This window comes from Tardiphaga sp. P4_G1 (assembly GCF_056401215.1).
In genome coordinates this window covers 195,350-213,467 of record NZ_JBFUJU010000010.1, presented here as the reverse complement: position 1 = coordinate 213,467, position 18,118 = coordinate 195,350, and the positions used below count along the sequence as shown (strand labels likewise).

The following is an 18,118-nucleotide window of genomic DNA, read 5'->3' as shown; positions in this document are numbered from 1 at the left end:
TCCTGCCCAACAAGAGGTTGTTTAGCAGAACGGGGAATTCGACCAGGCTTGTGAAGGCTTAAAAAAGATTTCCATATGACATTCTTACTCGATCAAAATCAGTAGATGTTACTTTGTGTTCGGGGGGGATCTCTGAACCTCTTGAAACAAAAAAGTAGACTTGGGCGAATTCGGAATAGTTCGCAAAAAATTCCTTCATTGCGTTCATGTAGATCGTGGCGCGCGGTTCCGACATTTCTGAATTGTAGTGTTCGACAAAAGATTTGGCTCTTTCGTCAAAAGAGATAGCCTTTAGGCAGCCCATGGCATTGCGAAGCATCGGCTCGTACGATGGTTGGCACATGTACATCGCCAGCCGCCAAAGCCAGTCAGGGAGATCGTTAATCGGATCATTCGCGTAAAACTCAAGTGATGCGGATTCGATCTCTCGCCTTGAGAGTTTGCTCTTATCGTTGCGTGAAAGGGACCAGGCTTTGCGTAGGTGCTGCCATTCAGCGGAATAGTCCGGCCGTCTATAAGGTCGAGAATTGAGCTGCTTTGCTGTGGGGGCTGCGATGCTGCTTAGTCGCCCAGCGGCTTCGGCTTCCTTGAGCATCTTGTGTATGTGTAGCATTCGGGGAAAGACCATGTCTTTCCCTTGATCTTCGTCGCCTATTACGAAGTTTGCGTCCAGGTTAACAATGGGAGCGCCGTTAAGTTCTTCGATCAATTCGGTATTTTCACCACACCGAATAGTTGCTGAAATATTCTTATAATCGACGTCCAAATATGTGACGAGCGGTTCTTTGCACTGACGGCAATCAAACTTATGTTCGTGTGTGGTCTCCTGACCCATCCCGATTCTTAGGGTGTGCGCCTGTCCGCAAGTAAGGCATTTCACTGCGCCTCTTATCGTTGCCATTTTTTTCTCGTTGAAGAACGTAGTGTATTTCTTACGTTTAATTACGTTTGCAGGTGGCCGCTAGATTAAGTTGAAACCGGCGAGTATGCCCCGTTTAGTTCCGGCAATCGGCCGTCTCTTTCAAGGTGGATATTGAGCCAAGTTCGTTCAATTTTGAAGGTATCCGGGGTTTCAATCCAATGAAACAAAAACGCCACCCCAAATTTTGTGGTGGCGATTTTAGTTGGATTGTCTAAGTGCTCCCCCATTCTTCGTCGAAGATTTTCTGTGAGGCCGATGTACAGAACGGTTAGCGAAAAAGTAGTTAGTACATAACATCCGGATTTTTCGGGCACAAAACGTTCTCGATTCCTCTTAAATGTTTCGCGCTGTACCGGCCGTGGAACTAATTGATCGATCTTCATAGTTCAATCGCAGAAGTGAGGGATGCTTTATGGAGTGCCTTCGACATTTCTTGAGCAACGACGTTGATAGCTCCAGCGTTTAAGAAGCTCGCCTTGTTGCCCTTTGCCCACCAATCAGGATGGCCAACTCCAGCATAGTCCCCTTCAACATTGTCAAAACACGAAGCTAGTAGCTCCTCCATCGTGGGAACGGTGAAGCTCTTGCGATCCAATAATTTCGTAAAAAATGGGATTGAGAACTTACAGAACAGCTCAACACCGTTGTATTTGAACAGCACAGTTGAATTTCCGTCGTCTAACTGCGACGCAACGGCTTTCCAGTAATTAAGAAAGATCTTCTTCTCCTTCTCGAAGTCGTTGAAGCTTGCGAGGGGATTGTTTGCAGTAAGGACGTACTTGACGATTGCCTTGACGAAAGAGCGTTGATTGATAGTTGCGCCGTCACCATCGGCGTTCGCCATTAAAATCTTTCCCTTCCAGGGCGAGCTATCTGTCTCATTTAGATAGTCGACGAATCTTATCGCCTTCTCTACTTCGCCCCTCTCCACTGTCTTAAGAATCCATTTCGGAAGACTAGGCATATCCTCGACGTCAAGCGCGTCGCTGAGACGTGCAATGATCCTTTGCTCGACTGATTTATCCACGCTCTTTTGGGTAGTGTTGACTATAAGAAAGTGACACATCTGAGCGATTCTCGGCAGATTGATCGCAATATTTACCGGGGTCTCGAAGTCGAGCACGCGCGCATCCTTATGCGCAGCCATCTTCAAGCCCTCAAGTCGATGTTGGCCGTCAACAACACTAAATGGACCAACCAGTGCCGTGTCTATTTCAATCGTGTTGTTAAGTTCGTCGAATGTAATTGATTTGTCGGTTGCTAGAAAAACCGAGGTTGGCAAGAAAGCGTCGTGGCTATCTTGCCCTTTGATAATGTAGTCGGCGAGCTTCTTCGCTCGCGCGCTATTTAATAAACGCTGATAGCCTTTGTCATCTGTGTCTTCGGGATCGAGCGTCTCTACGCTGTAAAAATCCTTGGAGATTAAGTCTCTAACCTTTAGGGCGGTAGCGTAGAGAATTAATCCACCTTGGCGGACACGCGCCGCGGGAATGATGATCTTTGCCAATTTGTGCCCCAGAGAAAATGATTAAAAATTCACGTTTAAGTTGTGAATACAATCACGCTGTTGGTTGCTTTGCAACGTGGTGAGATGGGCTTTGGCTCTGTGGTTGCCTCGCAGAGGTCGTCCTTGGCACGTAGCTGCCAATGATCTGCGAAAAGTTCGTGGCTGCAAGGCCGGGCATACCAACCGGCTTGAGGTCGCTTGAGGTATCTGTCAGTGGCTTCTTGTATCTCCCAAACGCAAAAACGGCCGGATCTTGCGATCCGGCCGTTTTCAAATTTCAGTCCGCTCAGTGTGAGCGGCGAGTCAGGCTCAGGCCGCGACTGCTGCGGTCTCGGCCTTCTTCTTTTCGATGGCGCGCTTGAGCAGCACGGCCTTCTGCGACAGCTCGCTCTCGCGGGCCTTGATCAGATAGGCATCGAAGCCACCGCGGTGGTCGACCGACTTCACGGCATTCGCCGACACGCGCAGGCGCACGCCGCGGCCGAGCACGTCGGACAGGAAGGTTACATTGACCAGGTTCGGCAGAAACCGGCGCTTGGTCTTGATGTTCGAGTGGCTCACCTTGTGGCCCACCTGGGGGCCCTTCAGTGTCAGTTCACAGCGCCGAGACATGGCGAAAATCCTCTGTCATCCCCGCAGCTAAAAGGCGAAGAGCCCAAAGCCGGGCAGGGGGTCAAAAATCACGTCCATTTCAGGAGTGGCGGACGTATAGGGGGCTTGGCCGCGATCGTCAAGATATCCGGCCCGTGAAAGTCGCGGCAAAACCGGCAAAAGCCTGCGCTTTCGGGGGCTGTATAACCCGGCCTACGAGCGGAAACCACATGGAATCTGGCGCGGTTCCCATCATATAAACGACGTATTCGGGCCGGAAACAGGTCGCTCCAGCCCAATTGAGCGATGCGGCCCTGCGCCTTGAGCCGGGGATCGCCGACCAGGTGATATCAGCAAGTGAGCCTTCGCACGCCCCGCTTTGTGACCCGACCGGTGACGACCCTGCGGACCGCCGCGCCAGCAAAATCGCGATTTGCGGGCCTCGGCGCGCGTTTCGCCGTCGCCGCGGGCCTGATGCTGCCGGTTTTGCCGGTGGAGGCCTCGGCGCAGGCGCAAGGCCAGATCCAAAGCCAGACTCAAGGCCAGGCCCCGGCCGCCGTGCCGGTTCAGGCACCCGCGCAGGCGGTGTTGGCGGGCGGCAAGCTCGAAGCGAAATATGAAGCCAGCCTCGCCGGCATTGCGGTGGGCAAGGGCCAGTGGGCCATCGACATCAACGAAGACCAGTATTCCGCGACCGCCAGTGGCGGCACCGCGGGTCTGCTGAAAGCATTTGCCGGCGGCTCGGGCTCCGGCCAGTCCACCGGCCGCGTGGTCGCGGGCGCGCTGGTGCCGTCGAATTATCAGGCCGTCACCACCTCCGCGAAGAAGTCCGAGACGATCAAGATGCTGATCACGCCGGGCTATGTGAAGGAGTTCTCCATCGAGCCGGAGCCGCCGCTCGATCCCGAGAAGATTCCGATCACCGATGCGCATCGCCGCAACGTGATCGATCCGATGACCGGCTCGCTGATGCGCGTCGGCGGCACCGGCGAATTGATGACGCCGGATTCCTGCCGCACCGCCGCGTCGATCTTCGACGGCCGCATGCGCTACGATCTCAAGCTCGACTACAAGCGCATGGAAAGCGTGAAGGCCGAGAAGGGCTATCGCGGGCCTGCCATCGTCTGCGCCGTCTATTTCACGCCGATCGCCGGCTATGTGCCCGACCGCGCCGCCATCAAATATCTTGCCGCCCAGCGCAATATCGAAGTGACCCTGGTGCCGATCGCCGGAACCCGCGTGCTGGTGCCGTATCGCATGGTGGTGCCGACCCCGCTCGGCGTCGCCATGCTGGAAGCCACCGAATTCGTCACCACCCCCGCGCCCGCCAAGGCCGTGGCGAAGACGAACTGAGTCGACCCCGCCAGCTCATGGTTCGAGACGCGCGAAGCCGCGCTCCTCACCATGAGGGACCGAGACGGGACGCTGCCGCAATGATGCCGCAAGACAAAGTGCGCCATCGCAGCATCGTCGCAAACGCGCCGCAGGATTTGCGCAGGATCCCGGCTTGACTCAAAGCCGGTTCGGAGTCCGTGCGCTGTTCATAACTTCGGGGATTTGTCGGCCCTTGTTGCGCTGTCACAAACTTGATCTAGTCAGTCTCGGAGAATGTCAGCGCGAGATGTTGGGGTGATGCGGCCATGGAGGTGCCGAGTCACCGATTCGGGCCGCTTTCGTTCCGGACTCGTTCCAAACCATCAAAAAGCGCGGCTCTGAAGCGTCGTACCTGTCTCGGTCTTGACAGTCGGCGACGCGGAAATATCTGAAAAACATGGCCTTTTTGTCTTCTCCGCCCACGCTGTCCAACGGCAGGGCCCCCGGCGCCGGCGTCACCGCAGTGCTCGGCCCCACCAATACCGGCAAGACCCATCTCGCCATCGAGCGCATGCTCGCGCACTCGTCGGGCATCATCGGCCTGCCGCTGCGCCTGCTGGCGCGCGAGGTCTATAATAAAATTTTGGACCGCGTCGGCCCCGAAGCCGTGGCGCTGATCACCGGCGAAGAGAAGATCAAGCCCGCCAAGCCGCGCTACTGGGTCTCCACCGTCGAAGCGATGCCGCGGGATCTCGACGTGTCGTTTCTGGCCGTCGACGAGATCCAGATCGCGGCAGATCTCGAGCGCGGCCATGTCTTCACCGATCGCATCCTGCATCGCCGCGGCCGCGACGAGACGCTGCTGCTCGGCGCCGCCACCATGCGCCCGATCATCGAGCGGCTGCTGCCCGGCGCCAGCATCGTCACGCGGCCGCGTCTGTCGCATCTGGAATTCGCCGGCGATCGCAAGATCACACGGCAGCCGCGCCGGACAGCGATTGTCGCGTTTTCCGCCGACGAAGTTTACGCCATCGCCGAACTGATCAAGCGCCAGCACGGCGGCGCTGCAGTCGTATTGGGCTCGCTGTCGCCGCGCACGCGCAACGCGCAGGTCGCGATGTTCCAGAACGGTGACGTTGACTACCTAGTGGCAACCGACGCGGTCGGAATGGGCCTCAATCTCGACGTCGACCACGTCGCCTTTGCCAGCGATCGCAAATATGACGGCTACCAATTCCGCCGTCTGACGCCATCCGAATTCGCGCAGATCGCCGGCCGCGCCGGCCGAGCGACACGCAACGGTACCTTCGGCACTACAGGCCGCTGCGAGCCGTTCGAGCCCGAACTCGTCAATCAGTTGCAGAACCACATCTTCGAGCCGGTGAAGGTGCTGCAATGGCGCAATTCGAAGCTGGATTTCTCCTCCATCGCGTCGCTGCAGGTGTCATTGGCGGAGGTGCCGCGCCACGAGGCGCTGACCCGTGCGCCGATCGCCGAGGACCTGCGCGTGCTCGATCATGCCGTCCGTGATGTCGACGTGCGCGAAATGGCGCAGGGCAAGGCCGCCGTCGAGAAACTGTGGGACGCCTGCCAGATTCCGGATTACCGCCGCATCGCGCCCGCTGCACACGCAGAGCTGGTAGTCACTATCTTCAACTTCCTGATGCAGCGTGGGCGCATCCCCGATGCCTGGTTTGGCGCTCAAATCGCGCAAGCTGACCGAACCGATGGCGATATCGACACATTATCGGGCCGAATCGCGCAAATCCGGACCTGGACATTCGTGGCAAATCGTCCCGATTGGCTCTCAGATCCTGATCATTGGCAGGGAATTTCGCGCGAATTGGAAAATAAACTGTCAGATGCCCTTCATGAGAGGCTCACTGAGCGTTTCGTTGATCGTCGTACCAGTGTATTGATGCGCCGCTTGCGGGAAAACACGATGCTGAATACTGAAATTGGTAAGACGGGCGAAGTGATCGTAGAGGGCCATGTAATTGGCCGTCTCGACGGATTTACATTTTTGCCCGATGCGGCCGAGGCTGGCTCGGATGCGAAGGCTTTGCAGGCTACGGCGCTGAAGGCGCTGGCCGGCGAGATCGACGCGCGCGCCGAGAAACTCGGCAACGCGCCGGACGATCAGTTCGTGCTCGCCTCCGACGGCACCATGCGCTGGACCGGCGATGCGGTGGCCCGTTTGGTCGCAGCCGACGATGTGCTGCATCCCCGTCTCCGCATCATCGCCGATGAGCGCCTCTCCGGCGCGCCGCGCGATGCGGTTCAGGCCCGCCTCGATCTCTGGCTGAAGACGCATATCGAGAAACTGCTCGGGCCGCTGTTCGATCTCACCAAGGCCGAAGACATCACCGGTATCGCACGCGGCATCGCCTTCCAGCTCACTGAAGCGCTGGGCGTGCTGGAGCGGCAGAAGATCGCGACCGAGATGAAGGATCTCGATCAGCCGTCGCGCGCGACCTTGCGCAAGTATGGCGTCCGCTTCGGCGCCTATCACATCTATATTCCCGGTCTGCTGAAGCCTGCGGGGCGTTCGCTCGCGGCGCTGCTCTGGGCGTTGAAGCAGGACAATGTCGACATGTCGGCGCTGTCGAGCGCACAGCATCTCGCAGGGTCGGGCCGTACATCCTTCCCGGTCGACAAGCTGCTCGATCGCGATGCCTATCGCGTGCTCGGCTATCGCCAGTGCGGCGAGCGCGCCGTGCGCGTCGACATTCTGGAACGTCTGGCCGATCTGATCCGTCCCGCGCTGGCGTGGCGTGAAGCCTCGCCGGGCGAGAAGCCCGCCGGCGCCTTCGATGGCCGCCACTTCGTGGTGACGCAGGCGATGACCTCGCTCACCGGTTCGGCCGGCGAAGATTTCGCCTCGATCCTGCGTGCCCTGGGCTATCGCATGGAGAAGAAGGCGCCGCTGCCGCCGGCACCGCCGAAGCCGGTCGCTGCGACGACGCCGATTGAGGTCAAGGCTGACGACAATACGGGCGATCAGCCCGACGCCCTGGTGGGACTTGCCGAGTCCGACAAGCCCGGTGAGGACAATGTCATTGCGGTCGAGGCTGCCGCTGAGGCGGCCGAGACGGCTGAGATCGCGACTGCGGATGTCGCACCTGCCGAGGTTGCGACCGAAGCGGCCCCGGCCGAGGAAGCTGCAGCCGTGCCGTCTGCATCGCTGTTGCCCGAAGTCGCATTGGTACCGAGCACCGAGCCGGAAGCGGCGCCTGTTGAAGAGACAGCTTCCGTCGAAGCGCAGCTAGAGTCCGCCGCGGCCGTTGCCGAAACCGGGACTGCTGCCGAGACCGCACCTGCTGCAGTGGCTGATGCTGCTGCGCTTGCCGAGGGCGACGCCGCTGCGGCTCCTGCCGTCGCTGCCGAGCCCGAACTGGTCGAAGTCTGGCGCCCGGGTGGCCGTTCGGAAGAACGCCGTCCGCCGCGTCACGATCGCAACCGTCATCATCGCCCCAACAACGCCGCGCAGGGCGCTGCGCAGTCGGCTCCCGCCGAAGGCGCCGTGGCCGATGGCGCGCAGCGCGAGCGGCATGACCGCGGAGGTCAGGGTCGCCGCGATCGCAACAATAACAACGAGTTCCGCCGTCCGCGCAGTGATGCACCGGCCGCCGTGGTCTCCGCCGAAGGTGCGCCGAACCGCGACAACCGTGGCAATCGCGGTAACCGGGACAGCAAGCCGGGCGAGGGTGGCCGTCCGCCGCGTGAGCGCGAACGCTTCCAGGGCAAGGGCAAAGGCCCCTTCAAGGGCGGCGACAAGGGCCGTGAGGGCCGTGGCAACGACCGCGGCGGCGCGACCCGCCCATTCGCCACATCGGCCGCACCGCGCGAACGGGACCGTCCGATCGATCCGAACTCCCCCTTCGCGAAACTCGCCGCGCTCAAGGAGCAGCTCAGCGGCCGCAAGGATTGATACAGGTCATGTGAGGCGGCGCCCTGCCGCCATTTGGTGGTGTGCTGATTGGAGCGCCAGCGTCTTGATAAATGGCTGTGGCACGCGCGGGTGGTCAAAGCCCGCACCAGTGCCGTTGCGTTGGTGGAAGGCGGCAAGGTCCGCATCAATGGCGAGCGCGAGAAATCGCCAGGCCATGGTGTGAAGATCGGCGACGTGCTCACGGTGGCGCTGGATCGCACCGTGAGGGTGATGAAGGTCGAGGGCTTCTCGGAACGGCGTGGCGATGCCACTGCGGCGCGCGTGCTCTATACCGATTTGCAACACCTTCCGGAGTAACTATCTAGGCTAGATGCCGCGTCCAACGATGGTTTCGTGGCAGGCTTTTTCCTTGGTCGAAATGCCCTGACCTATGCCGGCTGCATCCCTTGCGGCAGCGGGGTTGGTGCGCTACGCAAACACTGAATATCGATCGTTTCCGGAGTTCTGGATGACTTACGTCGTCACCGACAATTGCATCAAATGTAAATACACCGACTGCGTCGAAGTGTGTCCCGTGGACTGCTTCTACGAGGGTGAAAACATGCTGGTCATCCATCCGGACGAATGCATCGATTGCGGTGTCTGCGAGCCCGAATGCCCGGCTGACGCGATCAAGCCTGATACCGAAGGCAATATCGAGAAGTGGCTGCAGATCAATCTGGAACACGCCAAGACGTGGCCGAACATCACCCAGAAAATCGACGAACTGCCCGAAGCCAAGGAATTCGATGGTCAGGAAGGCAAGTACGAGAAGTATTTCTCGGCGGCGCCTGGCAAGGGCGACTGAGTTCCCCGGTCACACGATCAAGCAATTGATTGGGTGACCCCGATACCCCCAGCCACACGAAATTTACCCTAGCCCCGATTATGCCCCGGAAGCGGCCGCCGAGCGGCCGCGACAGGGCATAAATCATTGATTTTTGCGGGAAATGTGCTATAATAGGCACAATTCAAGAAGCTGGACCATGTGGTGCCGCTCGATTTGGCCCTGCCGGGTTCCCGTTTAAACATCAAACAGGGGCGTGGCGGTTTCCACGCGCAGGCTGTGTCACAGAAAACGCGTAAAAAGAGTGTTTCCAAGGCTGCTGTTTCGAAGAAGGCTACTGCTTCGAAGGTTTTGGATCCGAAGGCTTCCAAGAAAACAACTGCGGCGAGCCGCGTTGTGAAGGGTCCTGCTGCGAAGAATTCTGTCACCAAAGGCCGTGCCCGGGCTCCTGTCAAGGACACCCGGACCGCCGCGAAGGCTGCGGCTGAAAAGTCCTCCAAAAATAAAAGAAGTGCAATGCCCAACAAGACTGCCAAACCTGCCCCGAAGGCTGCTGCTTCGAAGACCACTGCCGCCAAGCCTGCTGCGCCGAAACCGGCCGCGAAGGCTCCCGCCGCCGCTCCTGCTGTGAAGGCTGCTGCGCCGAAGGAAGTTGCCAAGGTTGCTGCGAAGCCGGTCGTTGCCAAACCGGTTGCCGCCAAGCCGGCGCCCGCTGCGGCTCCGCGCGTCGAAGAGCCGAAGAAGCCACTGACCCAGCGTCAGGGCTTCAAGACCAACGAATTCGTTGTCTATCCGGCGCATGGTGTTGGCCAGATCCTCGCCATCGAAGAGCAGGAAATTGCAGGCGCCAGGCTTGAACTCTTCGTGATCAATTTCATGAAGGACAAGATGACCCTGCGCGTTCCGACCGCGAAGGTCGCGAATGTCGGCATGCGCAAGCTGTCCGAGCCGGCGCTGGTCAAGCGCGCGCTGGAGACATTGAAGGGCCGTGCCCGCATCAAGCGCACGATGTGGTCGCGCCGCGCACAGGAATACGAAGCGAAGATCAACTCGGGCGATATCGTTGCCATCGCCGAAGTGGTCCGCGATCTGTTCCGCTCCGACTCGCAGCCCGAGCAGTCCTACAGCGAACGTCAGCTGTATGAAGCAGCTCTCGATCGTCTGTCGCGCGAAATCGCTGTGGTTCAGCACGTCACCGAGACCGAAGCGGTCAAGGAGATCGAAGGCCAGCTCGCCAAGAGCCCGCGCCGTGGCGCCAAGGCCGAGGCAGGCGCCGAAGCCGGTGCTGACGAGGCCGACAGCGATGGTGACGATGATGTCGCCGCCGCGGACGAGGCTGCATAAGCAGCGTCTCGCAAGTTGAATACGAAAAGCCCGGCCGAGAGGCCGGGCTTTTTTGTTGTCTATGAGCAAGTACTTGGATGGATCTCAATCCACCACGACCTTGACGCGGTCGCGGGCTTTCACGCTGGCATTGTTCTCGAGCCCGTTCAATACGCGGAAGCGCTCCAGTGGACGATCGACGCCGCTCATGCGATGCGACAGTGACTCCACGGTGTCTCCGGGCTGCACGGTGATCACCTTGATGCGCAGCGGACGGGCGGCCTGAATCTCGGCCAGGGTCAGGCGGCGGAACGAGTTAACGGTGTCGCGGGCGTTGCGTTCGCTCTCGGTGCTCTTCTGCTTGGCAGCGAAGATGAAGCGGTAGACGTCGCTGCCGAAGCGCAACGCGTAAACGCGGAATTGCCACTGGTCGCCGCGCGCGATGGCGGACGCTGCCGGGAAGCCGTTGATGGTCAGCTCTTCCGTGGTGGCTTTGTCGACATTCTCCATCCATCCGGAATTGAGGTAGTCGCTCAGCGTCTGTTCGGATGGTACGCGGACCACGTCGAAGCGCATGGCCTGATTGCCGCCTTCGCGCACGCCGATCACCGCCTGCGCCGTATTGTCGAGAGTGAAGGCCTCCGGCGCCTGGAAGGTGAAGCCGAGCTTGGGATGCAGGAAGCGGCGGCCGCGCACGAAACCCTCGCTCGGATCCTCGCCATAGACGATGCCGTCGATGGCCGAGAGATAGGTCTCGCGATCGCGCTCGCCGCCGTCGGGCGAGGAATATTGCCGCGCATTGGCTTGCGCATTCTGCACGCGCTCGGGCGTCGCCGGATGGGACGACAGGAAGTCCTGCGCGCGGGGATCGAGCGGCGTGCGGCTGGCCTTCAGCGCCGCGTTACGCTCCATCGCAGCGAGAAAGCGCGACGCGCCATAGGGATCGAACTTTGCGCGGGCCGAGATGCCTACGCCGATGCCGTCGGCTTCGAACTCCTGCGCGCGCGAGAAGCTCGCCATCGTCAGTTTGGATTTGGCGAGCGCGAGTGCGGTGAGATCGGGATCGCTGCCCATATCCGTCACGACACGCGTGACGATCGATGCCTGCCGTGCCTGCTCCTCGCGGATGGACGCGTGCTTGGCGAGTACATGCGCCATCTCGTGCGACAGCACCGATGAAATCTCGGATGTATCGCTGGCCAGCGCGATCAGGCCGCGCGTGACATAGAGTTGTCCGGTCGGCAGGGCGAAGGCGTTGACGGCGCCCGAATTGAGAATCGTGACCTTGTAGGCCAAGTCCGGTCGCTCAGAGGCTGCGACCAGCCGATCGACGGTCTTGGTGATCAGTGATTCCAGCCGCGGGTCGTCATAGGCGCCACCATAGGATGCGAGGATGCGCTCGTGTTCCTTCTCGGCGGCCGGGGTCTGCACCACGGCAGGCTTGGGCGGCTTGGCCGGCACCGTCGGCTTGACCGACGAGGCGGCCTCGAACCGGCTGGCATCGCCGCAGGCCGATAGAGCGAGCGCGGCGCACAGCAGGGCAGGCGCAGCCCAAAGGCGGCGGCTCAAGCTGGTTTGCCGTCCCACACCCGTCACGTCGTCCACTCTCTGCCCAAACAGCCCATTCGCCCAAATCATCTTCGCTCAAGCGATCTTGCTGCCCAAGTGGCCTATTTGTCCCCGACCACTTCGATCTGCCACACCCCGAGCGCCTCGATCCGCGGCCCGCCGCGCCTCTCGATCCATCCCCGAACGCGAATATGTCGTCTTTCCAGGGACTTAAGTATAATTCCTGCCGTCTCGAAGGCGGCTATCATGCGCCTTGAAACGGTCACCGCAAAGTCCTCAGTCCAGCGACGCCCGAAATTGACGTAGGTCACCGTCCCGGCCTGGCGAACCGACAGAACCCGCCCCTCGACCACCCCGAAACGCCCCACATCGGCCAAGATATCGCCGGGACTTTCCGCGTTTTTTATGACGTTGGTTTGAGCCCAGATTCCGCGCTTCAACCGGCGGGCCAAGCCTTCTGCAGCGGCGAGTTCCGCCGCACAGGCCTTGTCGGAAATCGCGCCAGAGGCGAGGGCGGCGCCCTGTGCTAGAAGCTGCGCCTGGAGCGACGGCGCAGTGGGATCGACGAAGACAAAGGCCGGTTGTCGGCCGTAGCGATCCGGCATGTCGCTTTCGCCGTACAAGGTGACATCACGGCCGGAGGCCAGTGCGAAGAGATCATTCGTCGGCCCTGATGAGTTTGCGATCGGCTCGATCCCCGCCAGACGGATCACGTTGCCGTCGCTCAAACGCAATGTTCTGACATCGATCACGTCGGCGACACGACCTTCGCCCTGCGCGGCGAACATGCAGGCCGCCGACGCAGGTTGCGCGGACGTTGAAAAAATGCCGATTGCCAGCAACAGCGCTGCGGCACGCGACACGTCACACTTTGCTGATGCGGCACGCATCACGCCACCTTGCGAGCTCCGGTCAACCTCTCGTCTATTATAGCCAGCAATCCATTCCGCTTTGCGGAAAACCTTGATGTCTTTGCAGCTATTCTTGGCAGCGCCGCCGCTTGCCGCTGTTGTTCCATTGCGGCATGATCGCGATAACAACAACACCGCGCACGAACAACAACGGCGCGTCTGAGGGAGGGACTTTTGAAGAAGATCATTTCAGGTCTGCTGGCGTCAGCAATGGCATTCGCGGCCACAAGTGCCATGGCGCAGACCAAGCCGCTGAAGCTCGGCGCCATTCTCGATATGTCGGGTCTGTATGCCGATATCACCGGCGTCGGCAGCGAGACCGCAGCCAAGATGGCCGCGGAAGATTTCGGCGGTGAAGTGCTGGGCCGCAAGATCGAGATCATTGCTGCTGACCATCTCAACAAGGCTGATCTGTCCGCCAACATCGCACGCGACATGCTTGATAATCAGGGCGTCGAGGCGATCATCGACGTTGCGGCATCGGCGACCGCGCTGGCTGCGAGTGAAATCGCGCGCGCGCGCAACAAGATCATCATCTTTAACGGCCCAGGCTCGATCCGCCTCAGCAACGAGGCCTGCGGCCCCTACACCGTGCATTATGTGTTCGACACTTACGCACAGGCCAATGTGACCGGTCTCGCCACCGTGAAAAATGGTCTCGACACCTGGTTCTTTCTGTCGGCCGACTATGCATTCGGCGCGGATCTCGAGAAAGACACCACGGCCGTCGTCACCAAGGCTGGCGGCAAGGTGCTGGGCTCGGTCAAGCATCCGCTGAATACGTCCGACTTCTCGTCCTTCCTGCTGCAGGCGCAGAGCTCGAAAGCCAAGGTCGTCGGCCTCGCCAATGCCGGCGGTGATACGATCACCGCGATCAAGCAGGCGGCCGAATTCGGCCTGACGCGTAGCGGTGGCCAGAAGCTGTCGCCGCTGCTGGCCTTTATCTCCGATATCGACAGTGTAGGTCTTGATACTGCGCAGGGCCTGATCCTGGCGGAAGCGTTCTATTGGGATCTCAATGACGAGACGCGCGCTTTCACCAAGCGCTTCCAGGAGCGCACCAAGCGCGTGCCGACGTCGGCCCAGGCCGGCGTCTATTCATCGGTGCTGCATTATCTCAAGGCTGTGAAGGCTGCCGGCACCACGGACTCGGCTCCGGTCATGAAGCTCATGAAGGAGACGCCGATCAACGACATGTTCGCCAAGAATGGCCGGATTCGCGAGGATGGCCGCATGGTGCATGACATGTACCTGTTCGAGGTGAAGAAGCCGTCGGAATCCAAGGGCCGCTGGGACGACTACAAGCTGCTCGCGACCGTTCCCGCAGAGCAGGCATTCCAGCCGCTGGAAGCCTCGCGCTGCCCGCTGGTGAAGAAGTAATCGTCAGGGTCTGAAGCTTGCCGGACGATCAAGAACAACAACAAGGAGCGCAATCATGAGCGACATTGTCCTGCAGGACCTCGACAACGGTCTTCTGACCATCACCATGAATCGTCCGGATCGGCGCAATGCGCTCAATCCGGAGATGACACAGGGCCTGGTTGCGGCAGCACGCCGCGCGCAGGAAGATCACGACGTCCGCGCCGTGCTCATCAAGGGCGCGGGCGGCACCTTCTGCGTCGGCGGTGACGTCAAATCGATGGCGGCTGGTCGCGCGCCGCTGCCGTTCGAGGCCAAGCGCGCCAACCTGCGCCGCGGCATGGAAGTGTCGCGCATTCTGCACCAGATGCCGAAGCCGGTGGTGGCGCAGCTCGACGGTGCGGCCGCAGGCGCCGGTCTTTCGATCGCGCTGTCCTGCGATCTCCGTGTCGCCAGCAAATCGGTGAAGATCACCACGGCTTTCGCCAAGGTCGGCTTCTCCGGTGATTATGGCGGCACCTATTTCCTGACCAAGATGCTTGGCAGCGCCAAGGCACGCGAGCTTTATCTGATGTCGCCGGTGCTCTCCGCACAGGAAGCGCTGGCGCTCGGCATGGTGACGAAGGTCGTCGATGACGCCGAGGTGGAGACGGCGGCGCGTGACCTGGCAATGTCACTCGCCCAAGGCCCGAGCATCACCTACGGCTATATCAAGACCAACATCAACAATGCCGAGACGATGACGCTCGAAGCCTGTTTCGACGGCGAGGCGATCCATCACACCCGCTGCAGCGATACCGACGATCACAAGGAGGCCGCCAAGGCCTTCGTCGAGAAGCGCAAGCCGGTCTTCAAGGGGCAATGACCATGAGCCAGATGCGGTTGCGGCAAGTTTGTCTGGTCGCTCCGCATCTGGAGCCAGTGGTGAGCGATATCGCGGCCATTCTTGGCCTCAATGTCTGCTACCGCGATCCTCATGTCGGCAAATACGGGCTTGAAAATGCACTGATGCCCGTTGAGGCGACGTTGCTCGAAGTGGTCGCGCCGACGCAGCCGGGCACGGCGGCCGGGCGGTTCATGGAGAAATCCGGTGGGCGCGGCGGCTATATGGTGATCCTGTCCTGCGAGGATCCCGACGAGCGTGGGCGCTTCGCCGCCAGCATCGGCGTGCGCACCGCCAATGTGATCGATCATCCGCCCTATCACGGCGTGCAATTGCATCCACGCGATTGCCGGGCCGCCTTCATCGAGTTCAATCACACCAAAGACAGCGACGACGATTTCGGGCCGTATCCGCCGGCCGGTCCGGACTGGCAGGAGGCGATCCGCCACGACATCACGCGCGCGCTGACCGAGGTCGAGCTGCAGAGTCCGGACCATTACGATCTGGCGCAGCACTGGAGCAATATCATCGGCGTGCCGCTGACCTCGGCCCGCAACGACGATCCGCAAATCGCGTTCACGAACGGCTGTTTGCGCTTCGCCAAGGGTAAGAGCGAAGCCATGACCGGGATCACTTTTCGCGTCAACGACGTCGCACAGGTGCTCGGCAGCGCACGGGCACGCGGATGTCCCTGCGCCGGGGATGCATTTCTGCTGGCCGGGGTCACGTTTCGCGTCGTTGCGTGATCGCGGCAATCGCCGCACGATCCCTTCTTTTCTGACGCGTTTCCTTCATGCGAACCGGTATCCACTTCGCTCGGAAACGCTACGGCAACAACAATAAACCGGAAACGCCATGACAGTGACACGTCCGCATCCGCTGGACTCGTTCTTCAATCCATCCAGCATCGCCATCATTGGCGCTTCCCGCGATGTCATGAAGATCCCGGGCCTGCTTCTCTCCTTTCTGCGCAAGAATCAGTTCTCCGGCGCTATTTATCCGGTCAATCCGAACTATCCGGATATCGATGGGCTGACGTGCCATCCGAGCATCGCAGCCATCGGGAAGCCGATAGATCTCGCCATCGTGATCATTCCTGCGCGTGTCGTGCTCGGCGCGCTTGAGGAGTGCGCGACGCTCGGCGTCAAACACGCCATCATCATCTCCTCCGGCTTTGCCGAGGAAGGCGGCGGTTCCATCGCGATGCAGGATGCTATTGCGACGCTGGCGAAGCGCACGGGGATGCGGATCTCCGGACCGAACGCCGAGGGGTACTACAACCAGATCGCCGGCATTGCCGCGACCTTCAGCCCAACCGTTGATGTAAGGCCGGACCAGCTGCCGCTGGCCGCTACCACGAAGCGGGTCGGCATCGTCGCACAATCCGGCGGCATCGGCTTTGCGATCTATAACCGCGCCAAGTCGCTCGGCATTGCTCTGAGCACCGTGATCTCGACCGGCAACGAGTCCGATCTCGGCGCCGGCGAATTCTTCGACTACATGGTGCAGGATACGGCAACCGACGTGATCCTGCTGTTCATCGAGGGCATTCGCGACGTCGACAAATTTCTCGCCGCGGCTCGCAAGGCAGCGGAGCTCGGCAAGCCGGTCATCGTCGTAAAGGTCGGCCGCTCCGGTGCTGGCGGGCGCGCAGCAGCCTCGCATACCGCCAGCATGGCGGGCTGGACGGCCGCCTATGATGCGGTGTTCGCGCGTCATGGCTTCATCGTCTCCAACGATCTCGACGAAGCGGTGACCATCGCCGCCGTGCTGACCACGTCGCCGCTGCCGAAGGGCGATCGCGTCGCTGTCGTCACCGTCTCGGGCGGCGCAGGCATCTGGGGCGCTGATGCCGTGTCGGCGCAGGGGCTGCAGGTGCCCGAATTGTCGGACGGCGTTCAGGCGACGATTCGCGGGCTGATCCCGTCCTACGGATCGCCGTGCAATCCGATCGATATCACGGCCCAGGCAGTGCACAGCGGCGGGCTGCAAAAGACCATTGAATTGCTCGACAGGTCTGACGAGGTCGATGCAATCCTGGTGGTCATCTCGCTGTCGAGCGAGACGCGGATGCCGTTCAAGACGCCGGAGCTGAAGCCCGTCATTGCTGCGCAGAGCAAACCGATCGTGTTCTGGTCCTATACGCTGCCGTCCAATTTTGCGCGCACCGGTCTCGCCGAATCCGGTGTGGTCGTGTTATCCGGCCTCACGCATGTCAGCGTCGCATTGAGGCGACTTGTCGATCACGCCAGTTTCAATCTGGCTGAACCGGTCGCCACGGTCGCGGCTGCGCCGAACGATCTGGTTGAGCATCTGACTGCGCCGACGCTCTCCGAGTATGACAGCAAGACGCTGCTGCAGATTGCCGGTGTCGCGCTGCCAGGCGAGGTTCTTGTTGCCGACAGATCGGCGCTGGATGCAGCGATTGCCAAGATAGGCTTCCCGCTGGTGATGAAAATCCAGTCGCGCGACATTCCGCACAAGAGCGAGGTTGGCGGCGTCAGGGTCAACATCACCACGAAGCATGAAGCCGTAGCTGCCTATGACGCGCTGACTGCCAGCGCCCGGCAGCACCGGCCGCGGGCTGCGCTGCAGGGCGTGCTCRTTTCGCCGATGGCTAGCAAGGGTGTCGAAATCATCGTCGGCACGCTGCTGGACGAGACCTTCGGGCCGATGGTGATGGTCGGCCTTGGGGGAGTGACGGCGGAATTGTTCAAGGACGTGGTCTATCGCCCGGCGCCCGTGAGTGCCGCTGAGGCTGCTTCCATGCTAGGCGCACTCAAGGCTGCGCCGTTGCTGAATGGCTTTCGCGGGACGCCGAAGGCCGACGTGTCAGCGGCAGCGGCACTGATTGCACAGGTCTCGCAACTTGCGGCGCAGTTCAAGGGCGATCTCGCAGAGATCGAACTCAATCCGGTACTGGTGCATCCGGCGGGCGAGGGCACCACCATCGTCGATGCGTTGGTGGTGCGGAAAGACTAGAGTGCCCATGACATAAAAATGGCCGGGGCGTCTAGCGAA

General features: G+C 60.6%; 15 protein-coding genes. 9 read left to right on the top strand and 6 right to left on the bottom strand.

What is annotated here, in order from left to right; genetic code table 11:
* Nucleotides 1-58 precede the first annotated feature (58 nt).
* The 4 genes from AC1DUY_RS23665 to rpmB form a co-directional block, all read right to left on the bottom strand.
* On the bottom strand, nt 59-835 hold the full coding sequence (locus tag AC1DUY_RS23665) for a hypothetical protein (RefSeq protein WP_478117527.1): 777 nt from the start codon (nt 833-835) through the stop codon (nt 59-61).
* A gap of 131 nt (nt 836-966) precedes the next feature.
* On the bottom strand, nt 967-1,305 hold the full coding sequence (locus AC1DUY_RS23660; protein WP_478117525.1) for a GIY-YIG nuclease family protein: 339 nt from the start codon (nt 1,303-1,305) through the stop codon (nt 967-969).
* Nucleotides 1,302-2,429: a DGQHR domain-containing protein gene (locus AC1DUY_RS23655; protein WP_478117523.1), complete on the bottom strand. Its 1,128-nt coding sequence runs from the start codon at nt 2,427-2,429 to the stop codon at nt 1,302-1,304. The genes AC1DUY_RS23660 and AC1DUY_RS23655 overlap by 4 nt, the downstream gene beginning before the upstream one ends.
* A gap of 309 nt (nt 2,430-2,738) precedes the next feature.
* Nucleotides 2,739-3,041 carry a 50S ribosomal protein L28 gene (gene rpmB, locus AC1DUY_RS23650; protein WP_089267758.1) on the bottom strand — a complete coding sequence of 101 codons (303 nt, stop codon included), beginning with the start codon at nt 3,039-3,041 and terminating at the stop codon, nt 2,739-2,741.
* 372 nt (nt 3,042-3,413) lie between these two features.
* On the opposite strand from rpmB, the gene AC1DUY_RS23645 reads away from it, so the two are divergent.
* From AC1DUY_RS23645 to AC1DUY_RS23625, 5 genes are all read left to right on the top strand, one after another.
* Nucleotides 3,414-4,373 (top strand): DUF3108 domain-containing protein, encoded by a 960-nt coding sequence (locus tag AC1DUY_RS23645; RefSeq protein ID WP_478117521.1) that lies wholly within the window; start codon nt 3,414-3,416, stop codon nt 4,371-4,373.
* A 418-nt stretch (nt 4,374-4,791) separates the two neighbouring features.
* Complete coding sequence (locus tag AC1DUY_RS23640) at nt 4,792-8,265, top strand: helicase-related protein (protein WP_478117519.1); 3,474 nt, start codon at nt 4,792-4,794, stop codon at nt 8,263-8,265.
* A gap of 48 nt (nt 8,266-8,313) precedes the next feature.
* Complete coding sequence (locus AC1DUY_RS23635; RefSeq protein WP_093757514.1) at nt 8,314-8,583, top strand: RNA-binding S4 domain-containing protein; 270 nt, start codon at nt 8,314-8,316, stop codon at nt 8,581-8,583.
* 151 nt (nt 8,584-8,734) lie between these two features.
* Nucleotides 8,735-9,073, top strand: a complete 339-nt coding sequence (gene fdxA, locus AC1DUY_RS23630; protein WP_068730400.1) for a ferredoxin FdxA — start codon at nt 8,735-8,737, stop codon at nt 9,071-9,073.
* A gap of 258 nt (nt 9,074-9,331) precedes the next feature.
* Nucleotides 9,332-10,396: a CarD family transcriptional regulator gene (locus tag AC1DUY_RS23625; RefSeq protein WP_439059997.1), complete on the top strand. Its 1,065-nt coding sequence runs from the start codon at nt 9,332-9,334 to the stop codon at nt 10,394-10,396.
* Between the two features lie 84 nt (nt 10,397-10,480).
* Here the strand turns inward: AC1DUY_RS23625 and AC1DUY_RS23620 are convergent, their stop codons facing one another.
* Entirely contained in the window at nt 10,481-11,944 is a 1,464-nt protein-coding gene (locus AC1DUY_RS23620) for a M48 family metalloprotease (protein ID WP_414716832.1), read from the bottom strand.
* A 101-nt stretch (nt 11,945-12,045) separates the two neighbouring features.
* Nucleotides 12,046-12,807 (bottom strand): thermonuclease family protein, encoded by a 762-nt coding sequence (locus AC1DUY_RS23615; RefSeq protein WP_244558557.1) that lies wholly within the window; start codon nt 12,805-12,807, stop codon nt 12,046-12,048.
* Between the two features lie 222 nt (nt 12,808-13,029).
* Here AC1DUY_RS23615 and AC1DUY_RS23610 point away from each other — a divergent pair, with 222 nt between their 5' ends.
* From AC1DUY_RS23610 to AC1DUY_RS23595, 4 genes are all read left to right on the top strand, one after another.
* Nucleotides 13,030-14,235, top strand: a complete 1,206-nt coding sequence (locus tag AC1DUY_RS23610; protein WP_089267753.1) for an ABC transporter substrate-binding protein — start codon at nt 13,030-13,032, stop codon at nt 14,233-14,235.
* A 55-nt stretch (nt 14,236-14,290) separates the two neighbouring features.
* Nucleotides 14,291-15,079, top strand: a complete 789-nt coding sequence (locus AC1DUY_RS23605; RefSeq protein WP_170849608.1) for an enoyl-CoA hydratase — start codon at nt 14,291-14,293, stop codon at nt 15,077-15,079.
* Between the two features lie 2 nt (nt 15,080-15,081).
* The gene (locus AC1DUY_RS23600; protein WP_439078559.1) at nt 15,082-15,843 is read left to right on the top strand and encodes a VOC family protein; all 762 of its coding nucleotides are present in this window, start codon (nt 15,082-15,084) and stop codon (nt 15,841-15,843) included.
* Between the two features lie 109 nt (nt 15,844-15,952).
* Complete coding sequence (locus AC1DUY_RS23595) at nt 15,953-18,079, top strand: acetate--CoA ligase family protein (RefSeq protein WP_478117514.1); 2,127 nt, start codon at nt 15,953-15,955, stop codon at nt 18,077-18,079.
* The last annotated feature ends 39 nt before the right edge of the window (nt 18,080-18,118 follow it).

Excerpts from the sequence above, each read along its gene's own strand:
- fdxA (WP_068730400.1), top strand. The coding sequence starts at position 8,735 with ATGACTTACGTCGTCACCGACAATTGCATCAAATGTAAATACACCGAC.
- AC1DUY_RS23660 (WP_478117525.1), bottom strand. The coding sequence starts at position 1,305 with ATGAAGATCGATCAATTAGTTCCACGGCCGGTACAGCGCGAAACATTT.
- AC1DUY_RS23640 (WP_478117519.1), top strand. The coding sequence starts at position 4,792 with ATGGCCTTTTTGTCTTCTCCGCCCACGCTGTCCAACGGCAGGGCCCCC.
- AC1DUY_RS23665 (WP_478117527.1), bottom strand. The coding sequence starts at position 835 with ATGGGTCAGGAGACCACACACGAACATAAGTTTGATTGCCGTCAGTGC.
- rpmB (WP_089267758.1), bottom strand. The coding sequence starts at position 3,041 with ATGTCTCGGCGCTGTGAACTGACACTGAAGGGCCCCCAGGTGGGCCAC.
- AC1DUY_RS23600 (WP_439078559.1), top strand. The coding sequence starts at position 15,082 with ATGAGCCAGATGCGGTTGCGGCAAGTTTGTCTGGTCGCTCCGCATCTG.
- AC1DUY_RS23605 (WP_170849608.1), top strand. The coding sequence starts at position 14,291 with ATGAGCGACATTGTCCTGCAGGACCTCGACAACGGTCTTCTGACCATC.